The following is a 10,467-nucleotide window of genomic DNA, read 5'->3' as shown; positions in this document are numbered from 1 at the left end:
TGATCTCCTTCTCGTCGAAGATCAGCAGACTGCAAATCATAGCTTATGTCAGTGTCCGAATTTCGGGGGGTAGCTCAGTGATCCTGGACTGGACCGCCGACTTCAACGAAACACGCCCGCATTCGGCGCTTGGCTATCAGACACCAAAGGAATTCGCCGAACACCTCACCACCGCAACCGACACCCGCGCTGCGCCAGCTGAAAGCTCCGCGCGGATGTCGGTTGCTCCACCTGCGCCAATCGGCGTATCAACCCAAAGGACTCCGGTTCCGGCTGGATGAAAGTTCAGTGGCAGGTCAGCACGTCCACGGTTGCGCCGGAGCACGTTGGCTAAACCATAACCACGATAGCCCGGTCGGCTGGAGACGGGAGCCTCACGAAGGCCCCCCCGTTTATCATCTCATACCCCAAGGGCGCGAAGGCCCATCCAGAGGCCCATCACGATCATCATCAGGTTCTCGGTCAGGGAAATGAAGCCGAGCGGCACGTTGGAGTTTCCGCCGACGCAGGCACATTTCAACTCGCGCTTGTCGATGTAGACCGCCTTGAACACGCTGACCGCCCCGATAGTCCCGATGAACAGGGCAACGGGTGCGGAGATCCATGTCAGAACGCCCGCCGTCATCAGGATACCAGCCAGCGCTTCGGCGTAGGGATAGACCTTGCCATAAGGCACCCAGCGTTTCGCCAGCTGGTCGTAGTTCAGGAACATGGTCGAGAACTGCTCGACATCCTGAAGCTTCTGGATCGCCAGAACCGTCATCGACAGCGAGAGGAACCACAGGACGCTCTGCCAGGTCAGGATGGTGCCGTATTGGTGCCACGCCAGCCCAAGCGCCAGTAGCGCACAGACCGAAAAGATCGCGATGACAGGGCGGTACGTCGTGTCGCTCTGCTCTTCCTTGGGCGGGTCGATCCCGAGGAAGATGCGCAGCTCGTCATGGCCCCCGATCCGTTTCCCGTTGATGAAGGTCTGAGGTGTCGTTTTGACGTCGTGCTCGCGCTTGAAGGCTTCGGTTTCGTCCTTGGTCTTCAGGTGATGGTCTTCGACGACGTAGCCATTGCGCTCCAGCAGATCCTTGGATTTCAGCCCAAAGGGGCAAGTATGCTCTGGCATGACCATGCGGTGGAGAACGGCGGTTTTCGTGATATCCTTTTCCATGATCATCTTCCTCAATTCGTGCAGCTGTACTGACCGCGGAAGCCGGCCTCGTAGTCGGGGCCCGCGCTGATGACGAAATCCTGAAGGTTGTCATCTTCGGTGTCGCGCAGCTGGATCGTTATCGGGTCAGCCGCAAAGCTTTCTCCCCCGCCATCGAGGCGGACAAGATCACCGCTGATCTTGACCAGCGCGGTGTCGCCTCCTGCCGCGAACACGGGCGGGCTCGTCTCAGTATAGGTGAAGCTGCACACGGCCCCGTCCGGGAAGACCTGGGCGATATCTGCCTGCGTCAGGAACTCCGGGTCGACCTTGGCGACAACCTCGCTGGACAAGGCGTCCTGAGCAGATTTCAGCTCGGATGTGGGTTCACTCCCTGCTGATGCCGCTTCCCCATTCGCCGATATATCCGCGATCAGATAGCGCATCTCCGCGATTTCCTTGTCCTGAGCGTAGATGATGTCATCTGCCAAGGCGCGCACCCTTGGATCGGTGATTTCCGCGCGGGACGAGGTCATGATGGCGATCGAATGGTGTGGGATCATCGCTCGCATGTAGGCGCGGTCTTGCACCGTCACCTGACTGCGCACCAGCCAGAGCGCCCCTGCGAAGATGACGACGGAGCCGACAAGAATAGCGATGTTCAATGCGCGGTTCTTGTACATGCCAAGCATGAAAGCCAGCATGACGAAGGCCATGACCGCCCCCATGACGATCGCCATATAGGCCCGCGTTTCCGACCAGAAGACATGGCTGAACAGATATGTGTTCAGGTACATCAACCCGAACATCAGGGCCGTGGACACGGCAATCATCAGGAAAAAGCGGGAATAGGCCATCGGCACCTCCAGGTTTGTTCAGGGAACCAACAACCTTCCAGTGGGTGAATGTTCCCGAACAGTTGCCTTTTCCGGTTTATTCCTGCCGCGTGACCTCTCTTTGGTGGGCGCGTTGGCGCTCTGGCCAAGTGGATTTGATGTAGTCGAGGATCGCGCGGATTTGAGCATCGCTGAGGCTGTCGCCAAAGCCCGGCATGTTGCCCTCATAGCCACCACCCACCACGGCGGCGGTGCCATCCCGCGTGATGCGGAACAGGATGTCGTCGCCATGATGCCAAGTGTGCCCCGTGGCATCATGGGGCGGTGCAGGCAGTCGCCCGTCAGGACCAGCCCTGCGCCAGTCCGGCTGCCCTTCAAGCTCCACACCGTGACAGGAGGCGCAGTTCTGTTGATAAAGCGCAGCGCCATCCCGGCTTTCGTCCGCCCCGACGGGGTAGGCCAAGCCGGAAAGCGCTGCTGCAAGCAGGAGCAGCCCCCTCATGACACGATGATCCAATTCGTCATGCCAGAGGCGGCGTGCCCCAGCATGTGACAATGCAGCAGCCACTTTCCCGGATTATCCGCAACGAAGGCGATTTCCGTCGTCTCGCTGGGCATGACCAGCACCGTGTCGCGCAGCGGCCCAAGAGCGCCGTCTTCCTTGCGCACCCGGAAATGCATCCCATGCAGGTGCATCGCATGTGGGAAGATCGTGTCATTGGTCATGCGAATACGGGCTGTCTCCCCACGCGACAGGGTGGCAAAGGGCGTCTCGCCCAGCCCGACCTGCCCGGCCAAGGCCCAGAACTGTCCTTGCTGCACCAACTCCTGCCAGCCCAGTCTTTGCCCGTCGAAGGTCGCACTCTCCAGGCCGCGCATCGCACCGCCCTGCAGCGGCATATCAAGGACGGGTGCGGCTTCGACGCCTAGAACCTCCATGCGCGGATTACGCGGCAAGGGCCGAGGCGCACCGCGAGGCACCGACGCCGCACGTCCTTTGACAGAGATTTCAGCCAGCACGCGCCAGGTATCATCCGCCGCAGCAAAAAGAAGCCCTGCGGTTTCCCCCTCCTCGGCCGTGACATCGACGATCAGGTCCATACGCTGCGCAGGGGCGAGCACGAGCGTGTCCGCCACCGGTTCTGGCGCGTCGAGCGGCATGCCGTCAATTGCCACCGTCCAGCCGGTCATCCCCTCCAGCTTCAGGCCGAAGATCTGGGCATTGGCCGAGTTGATCAGCCGCAACCGCAGCCGCTCGTTCTTTCGGGCCGACAGTTTATAATCGTAGCGCCCGTTCACGCCCACGAGGTTGCCGATCTGGCCTGCGTGGCTGCGCGTCATCGGCGCCGCGAAATCATCGACAAACAGGGCCGTGTCCGGGTCCAGCAACCAGTCGTCGATCATCAGCACCTCGTCCCGGTCCACGTCCGGCGGTGTCGCCTCTTCGATGATCAGGGCACCGGACAGCCCCCGCGCGACCTGTTCCATCGAATTGGTGTGCGCGTGATACCAATAGGTTCCGGCATCGGGCAGATCGAAGGCGTAGTCGAAGCTCTCGCCGGGCGGCACCGCATTCTGGGTTAGGCCCGCGACACCATCCATGGCGTTGTCGATACGGATGCCATGCCAATGGATCGAGGTCGGAACCTCCAGCGCATTCCTCAGGCGTCGTTCCAACCGGCTGCCCTGTGCGGCACGGATGACCGGGCCGGGGAGTGTACCGTCATAGCTCCAGACCGGTGTGACCGGATAACCATCCGGGGCAAGCTGGACCGTGGCCGCCTTGGCCGTCAGGAGGGGCATATCCTGAGCATAGGCAGGGCGTGCCAGCGGAGCCAAGGTCAGACCGGCGCAAAAGGCGCGTCGCGTCATCGTCATATCAGTTGATCCCGTTTGCGCGCTGTACTTCGCGGATATAGGCGGTGATCGAGATCACATCCGCACGCGTCACCTCGGGCTGCGGCGGCATGTCGCCGAATTTCCAATGGTGCGCGCGCACGCCATTCGCAGCCGCCATCTGGAAGGCCATGTCGCCATGATGCGACGGCTCGTAGATCTTGTGGATCAGCGGCGGAGCGAACCCCATTTTCCCGGCGGCATTTTCACCGTGGCAATCCGCGCAGACCGCATCAAAGGCCCGCTTGCCCATGGTCGCCTCGGCCGACAGCGCCTCGGGCAACGTGACGGCCACCATGGGCGCGCCCTGCGCTGGCGCCGTGGTTTCTTGCACGGGGGTGGCCTGCTCGGGGAAGCGGATGACAGCATAGGCACCAAGCGCCACGGCAAAAACCGCGGCCCCGGCGAGGGTGAATTTGTTCATGAGAGTATCCTGTCCTGCGCGGCTTTGACGACCGCGCGTCCTGATGACGGGTCGACCAAATTCGACCCAAGTTCAACTAGAGCTGGCTCAGGCGCGAGGAGGAGGAAGGTCCAACGACAGGCTTATCGTCGTGCCATTTTGAGGCTCAAGCCACGCATGACGGAGGCGCAAGACACTGTCGTAGCGCAGTGGCTGACGGCCATCGAGAACGGCATGGGATGCGCAGGCCGGCATATCAGCGCAAGGCGCGTCAGCTTGGTGGTGGCTCGCAGGGGCCTGCTGGTCCGTAGGGTACATCGCTTCTGGACAGGCCGCGCAGTCATGCATCGAAGCCCCCGCCGCAGACATTTGCGGCAAGGCAGCCAGCATCATGAGGCTGGTCAAAACGATGATGGCGATTAGGCGCATGAATACCCTTGATTGCAGCGTTCAAAATGGGCTCTGACGACGGTTCGGTCAATCCCAAAGTGGCGCTATCTCCCGCGCTACCGGCCTTGATGGTTTATGCAGCCAATAACCGCAGTCCCACCCTTGTGTCGGCGTTTGGTGCCATGCGGCGCAGGCCATGAATGTCGCGGAAGGGCTGCGACCGGCCTTCCGCGGGACCAGGCTCATGACCCATAGATTTCAGGTCTGCTGCATGATTCACGGCTCCAAACAAGGAGCCGTGACATGTCTGATCTCTTCTGGCTGACCGACGCGCAGATGGCCCGTCTGGCGCCTGTCTTGCCCAAGTCGCACGGTAAGCCTCGGGTCGATAACAAACGTGTGCTAAGTGGGATTATCTTCATCAATCGCAATGGCTTGCGTTGGCGTAACGGTGAGGGTCGGCCGCCATCGGTTTAAGGCCGACCCGAACGCCGCCCATGGAGCGCACAAAACGCTCTACAGCCGGTGGAAGCGGCGGAGCGAAAAAGGGATCTTTGCGCGGATGATGATCGGGCTGGCGGCAGAACACGGCGAAGAAATGACCGTGATGATCGATGCGATATACCTGAAGGCACACCGAACGGCGACCAGCATGGCCGCCAAAAAGGGCGGCGTGGCCGCCTGATCGGGCGCACCAAGGGCGGCATGAACACCAAACTGCACGCCATCTGCGACAGCCAGGGGCGGCCCATCGAACTGTTCTTAGACGCTGGATAGGTGAGCGACTATATCGGCGCACGCGCGCTGCTCCGCGGCTTGCCAAACGTCAAATGGATGCTCGCGGATCGAGGCTATGATGCTGACTGGCTCAGAGAAGCTTTTCAGAACGATGGCATACGTGCCTGCCCGCCCGATCTGAAGCAACGCAAGACCTCGGTCAAATGCCCTTCTCGGGACATTGCTTTGCAATGCCCTAGCGGGCAAGGGACAAGCGCCGGCACAAACGGCGAAACTGCATCGAGACCATGTTCGGCAGACTCAAGGATTGGAGGAGGCTCGCCACCCGCTATGATCGATGCCCCAAGGTGTTCCTCTCAGCGATCGCCCTCGCGGCGGTCGTCATCTATTGGTTATGAATCCTGACCCTAGCAGCATGCTACCCATGCGCCTGCCGAGCAATGGACGGCACCTATGATCCCGCCGTTGCCACGGCGCCATTATCAACCGTCAGGCAACCGCCATCACCCGATCCGCAGGAACGGGCGGCCTTGGAAGGTGGACTGTCCGGCGGCCGCGGCCACAAACGAGACCCTCCGCGCCTCCCGGCGCTATGGCAGGGCATTCTGAACGCGCCGCACGCCAACCTCCTGCGGATGCGCGTGCCGGGCGATGGTAGGACCGGACACCATGCCCGCGACCGGATCGTGGCTAACAGGCGCTGCCTCGACGCCCTCGGGCAGCGCATCGCCCCACGAGAGTGCTCTGCAACACCGCTACCTTACGCCGTTCAATTCCCTTTGGCCATCGGCGGGCGCAGCACCGCCACCAAAGCCACCGCCGCACAGGCCGCCGCTGTCGCCAGGCGATAGCTCGAGGAAAAATCGCCGGACTGCTCGGCCATGACGCCGGCCAAGGCAGGGCCTGCCGCCTGTCCGGCTGAAAAAGTCAACATCAGGGCGGCGAGGGCTTTCGCGGTGCCAACAGGCCCAAAGTAATCACCGGCGGCGGCGGATATGATGACCGGAATGCTCCATGCGGCGAGGCCGAAAAGCCCAACGGAAACGTACAGTCCGGGCCGCCATGCGGTGAAGCCGACGCAGCCGAAGGCGACACTCAGGCAGGCAAAGCCAATCGCCATCCCTGCCCGCCGTCCGATCCGGTCGGACAGGCCGCCAAACAGCAATCCCGACGGGATGCTGAGAATGCCGAACCATGACCAAAGCCCGCCGGCCTGCGCCTGTGTCATGCCGTAGCTGTCGCGCATGCTGGTGACGATGAAGGTGACGTAAAGCATGTAGGTCGCACCATAGAGGCCATAGATGATCCCCATATGCAGCAGCAGGCGGCGACGCGCGGCCCCTTCGGGGGCTACGCTCTGAGGCTGGCCGGGCAGAGGGGAACGCCCGAAGGGGCTATGCCCCATCTGACCGGGGTGGTTGCGCAGGAACCCGAAGGCAAGGGCTGCCACCACAACGCTCATCGCGCCAAAGATCAGCCAGCCCATCTGCCATGCCAGAATGTTCTGGAACGGGGTCAGGTTCGGCACCGCCTTGCCGCTGAAGATGATCCCGAAACCGGGGCCTGCCATCACCAGCCCGGTGGCAAGGCCGCGATGCGACGGGGCGAACCAGTTGGCCATGACACTGAGCGCCGGTAAGACCACCGCGCCGCTGCCGATACCTGTCAGGAAATACAGCCCGCTGAGCATGGGCAGGCTTTGCGCCAATACCATGGCAAACATGCTCAGCGCCATCAGCAGCAACCCTGAGGTCACCGCAACACGCGTGCCGACCCGGGCCAGAAACGGCGGAACGATCAGAACCGAGGTCAGATAGCCCAACAGATTTATAAACCCCAGCATCCCGGCCTGCGCGTAGCTCCAGCCCAGCGAGTCCGACATCGCGGGCAACAGCATTCCGAACGCGAACCGTCCCAGCCCAAGGCCGCAAAAGACGGCGACGCCGCCGACAAAGGCGACGATCCATGCATAATGCAGCACAGGCCGCGTGCGGTGTATCTGATGATCGCTCATGGGGGTCCTTGGCTGCGACAGAGGGGCGTCGGGAGGGCGCGGCCCTCCCTGTTGATCAGCGATAGCAGGCTTCCATGGCTTCTGCCGCGCGGAACAGGGTCATCTCGTCGAGATGACGGGCGATCAGCATGCCCCCGATGGGCCGGCCATCCGAGGTGGTGCCAACGGGAACCGAAATCGCCGGGTGCCCGGTGGCACAGGTGGGCGCCGTGTTGCCGACCATTTCAAAGGCCCGCCCGATGACCTCTTCGGGGCCTGCGTCCTTGGCGGGCATCGGCGTGGTCGCCATCGGGGTGGTCGGCATCAGCAGGACATCGACTTGCGACAGGGCGCGCTCATATTCGGCGGTCAGCAGGCGGTTGAGGTTTTGCGCCTTGCCATAGAACCGCCCCTGATGGCGCGACGCCATGTAATGACCGGTCAACATGCCCAGCTTCATGGTGTCCGACAACTCGTCGGCGCGGTCTTTCCACGCGCTTTGCGCCGACCTCAGGCTGTCCAGAAACACGCCCTTCATGTTGGTGCCATAGGCATTGTGGCGCATCATCAGATCAAAGGTGCCTTCAAGGAAGATCGGCGTCCAGATCGCGGCCCCGGCGCTGTGCAGCGGGATGGAAACGGTGCTGACGATGGCCCCGGCGTCGGCCAGCTTGTCGGCGGCTTCCAGCACACGGTCATCGACCTCGGTCTCGGCACCGGGGGTGCCGAAGCCTTCGGGAACGATGCCCACGCGCAACCCTTCGACGCCTTGGCCGAGGGCTTGCGTATAGGGTTGCGCCGGGGCGCCGCTTTGGCGGGGGTCAAGCCCGTCCGGCCCGGCGATGGCCTCGAGCATCAGGGCGTTGTCGGCCACCGTGCGGGTGATGGTGCCGGCGTGATCAAGGGTCATTTCTACGGCAAAAATGCCGGTATAGGGCACGAGGCCATGGGTCGGCTTCAGCCCGACCGCGCCGCAATAAGATGCCGGGATGCGCACCGATCCGCCTTGGTCGCCGCCCGTGGCCATATCGACAATGCCGCCCATCACCAGCGCGGTAGAGCCCGATGACGACCCACCGGCGTTGTGACCGGGCACCAGCGGGTTATCGACATAGCCATTGGCCGATGTGTGGCTGCCGCCAGAGGCGCAGTAATATTCGCAGACCGATTTGCCCAGAATGTCGCCGCCCGCATCCAGAATTCGCTGCACGATGGTCGCATCGATTTCCGGCACATAACCGTCCAGAATCGTCGCTCCGTTCATCATTCGCAGACCCGCGACACAGACGTTGTCCTTGATCGCCACGCGCTTGCCCGCCAGCTTGCCCTCGGGCGCGCCCTTGATCGTCGCCTTGACCGCCCAGGCGTTAAACGGGTTGTCCTCGGGGTCCGGCTGGATGTCCGCCGAGCGGGGATATGTCACCGCTGGCAGCGGTTCTTGCATACCGTCGACGAAGTCATATGCGTCCAGCTGGCCCTGCATCAGCGCGTGATAGGTGACGGCCTCGGACTCGGTAAAGTGGATGCCGATCTCAAGGGCTGCGGCACGCACGTCATCGACGGTGGGGCGAGTGATGGTCATAACGGTATAGGCTCCTCTTGTGGTGCGGTGAAATGGCGAGCCGCCGGTGTGAGAGCCCCTAAAAACCCGGCCAACCGATTTACGCCCAGTTTTTATCCATTCGCGGGGCGGCCTGTGTTTATTTTGAGCAATCGCTCAATCATCACAGCGCCCGGCGCAGCAGACACGGCGGCGGTGTTTCAGGTGGGGTCAGGCGGGGTGCCCTCTTTTCATATTTTATTCTAATGGATTACCTATCCGTCGCGCTTGGTTGTGCGGGCCATATCCTGTGCTGAGACGGTCAAACCCAGCCCAGAGCGGCACAGGATCATCACATACAAGCGCCTTGCGCCCGTGCCAAACCGTGGCGCTTTGTCGGAACAGACGGTCAAGAAGTGCGGATCAAAACCATGGCGCAGGTCCAGACAAGCGGAACAGCGACACGCAGGCCCAGTTTCGACCTGTGGCATCAATCGACGTGCCGTGAATTCTCGACAACGGAATGCGAGCTGCCCTTCAACCCGGATTTCACCGGTGCCGTGCGCGCCGGGAGAACCAATTCTCTGGCCGTCGGCGATCTGACCGCCCGATCCGGCGATGGGCATATGCCATTGGTCCGCCGGGCCGGGGATATCCGCAGGGACCCGCGCGATCATATCATGCTGTACTTGGCGATAGACGGTCAGACGGGGCTGGAGCAGGAACAGCGCGCCGTGCGGGTCGAGGCCGGGGATATCGTGCTGTACGATCAGGCGAAACCGTTCAAGATGGATTTCATCGGCAACATGCGGGGCCTCGTGGTCGCGGTGCCACGGGCCGAGGCGGTGGCACGTCTGTTGCGTGTAGACGACCTGATGGCGCGCAAGATTTCGGGATCGTCTCAGGCGGGCAAGTTCACCGGGTCAATCCTGTCGCTGTTCACGCCCAAGGACGACGGCGGGCACGCGGATTTGTCGCTAACGATGGAATCCTCGTCGCTTGACCTGATTTTCGGCAGCATCGACCACTTCTTTGATGACAACGACTTGGGCGCGCAGGGCAGCCGTCACTTGGTGAAGCTGCAAGAGATCAAAACCTATCTGCGCAACAATTTGTCAGACACTGGCCTGACGATCGATACGATCTGCGCCGCGAACGGTGTTTCACCGCGCACGCTGAGCCGATTGTTCAGCCCGGAAAATACGTCACCGATGCGCTGGCTGTGGAAAACGCGACTGGACGTCGCCCATCAGGCCATCCTGCACAACAGAGGCCGTTCCATTTCCGATATCGCGTATGATGTCGGCTTTGCCGATGTGTCCCATTTCAGTCGCGCCTTCAAACAGGCCTTCGGACGCTCGCCCAGTTCGGTTCTGCGTCTTCGATCAACTTAACAGGCCGCTGAAAAACTCCGGCCTCGACGCCCGTAGCGGAACATGATTCATCGCCACCTCGGCATGGATGGAGGTGGCGATGCGCGGATCGGACCAAGTGACGGGATCGCTGTTCAGCTACGTGGATCTCGAGGAG

The 10,467-nt window shown here is 62.0% G+C and carries 9 protein-coding genes and 2 pseudogenes; 4 read left to right on the top strand and 7 right to left on the bottom strand.

The genetic code is table 11. From position 1 onward, the window contains the following. The coding region (locus Q4543_RS22765; protein ID WP_303442129.1) for an integrase core domain-containing protein at positions 1-281 on the top strand (281 nt) is incomplete at its 5' end. Between the two features lie 119 nt (positions 282-400). On the opposite strand, the gene Q4543_RS22760 is transcribed toward Q4543_RS22765, so the two are convergent. From Q4543_RS22760 to Q4543_RS22740, 5 genes are all read right to left on the bottom strand, one after another. Beyond that, entirely contained in the window at positions 401-1,162 is a 762-nt protein-coding gene (locus Q4543_RS22760; RefSeq protein ID WP_303442128.1) for a MauE/DoxX family redox-associated membrane protein, read from the bottom strand. 11 nt (positions 1,163-1,173) lie between these two features. Continuing rightward, positions 1,174-1,998: a DUF305 domain-containing protein gene (locus tag Q4543_RS22755; RefSeq protein WP_303442126.1), complete on the bottom strand. Its 825-nt coding sequence runs from the start codon at positions 1,996-1,998 to the stop codon at positions 1,174-1,176. Positions 1,999-2,074: 76 nt separating this feature from the next. Continuing rightward, on the bottom strand, positions 2,075-2,479 hold the full coding sequence (locus Q4543_RS22750; protein ID WP_303442124.1) for a cytochrome c: 405 nt from the start codon (positions 2,477-2,479) through the stop codon (positions 2,075-2,077). After that, the gene (locus tag Q4543_RS22745; RefSeq protein ID WP_303442123.1) at positions 2,476-3,855 is read right to left on the bottom strand and encodes a multicopper oxidase family protein; all 1,380 of its coding nucleotides are present in this window, start codon (positions 3,853-3,855) and stop codon (positions 2,476-2,478) included. The genes Q4543_RS22750 and Q4543_RS22745 overlap by 4 nt, the downstream gene beginning before the upstream one ends. 1 nt (position 3,856) lies before the next feature. After that, the gene (locus Q4543_RS22740) at positions 3,857-4,297 is read right to left on the bottom strand and encodes a cytochrome c (protein WP_303442121.1); all 441 of its coding nucleotides are present in this window, start codon (positions 4,295-4,297) and stop codon (positions 3,857-3,859) included. A 672-nt stretch (positions 4,298-4,969) separates the two neighbouring features. On the opposite strand from Q4543_RS22740, the pseudogene Q4543_RS22735 reads away from it, so the two are divergent. Further along, positions 4,970-5,802, top strand: a pseudogene (locus Q4543_RS22735) (IS5 family transposase). 32 nt (positions 5,803-5,834) lie between these two features. Then, a pseudogene (locus tag Q4543_RS22730) lies at positions 5,835-6,255 on the top strand (hypothetical protein); the annotation flags it as partial. Here the strand turns inward: Q4543_RS22730 and Q4543_RS22725 are convergent. Together Q4543_RS22725 and Q4543_RS22720 are read right to left on the bottom strand one after the other, a co-directional pair. Continuing rightward, positions 6,174-7,418 carry an MFS transporter gene (locus tag Q4543_RS22725; protein ID WP_303442119.1) on the bottom strand — a complete coding sequence of 415 codons (1,245 nt, stop codon included), beginning with the start codon at positions 7,416-7,418 and terminating at the stop codon, positions 6,174-6,176. The pseudogene Q4543_RS22730 and the gene Q4543_RS22725 sit on opposite strands and share 82 nt — an antisense overlap. Positions 7,419-7,473: 55 nt before the next feature. Further along, a complete protein-coding gene (locus Q4543_RS22720) occupies positions 7,474-8,979 on the bottom strand; it encodes an amidase (protein ID WP_303442117.1) in 1,506 nt (501 codons plus the stop codon). Positions 8,980-9,368: 389 nt separating this feature from the next. On the opposite strand from Q4543_RS22720, the gene Q4543_RS22715 reads away from it, so the two are divergent. After that, positions 9,369-10,331 (top strand): helix-turn-helix domain-containing protein, encoded by a 963-nt coding sequence (locus tag Q4543_RS22715; protein ID WP_303442115.1) that lies wholly within the window; start codon positions 9,369-9,371, stop codon positions 10,329-10,331. Positions 10,332-10,467 lie beyond the last annotated feature (136 nt).

Origin of the sequence: Salipiger sp. 1_MG-2023 (assembly GCF_030547555.1) — a bacterium.
GTDB lineage: Bacteria > Pseudomonadota > Alphaproteobacteria > Rhodobacterales > Rhodobacteraceae > Salipiger.
Note: the sequence above shows the minus strand (reverse complement) of the source record. Positions and strands in the feature narration are given on the sequence as shown.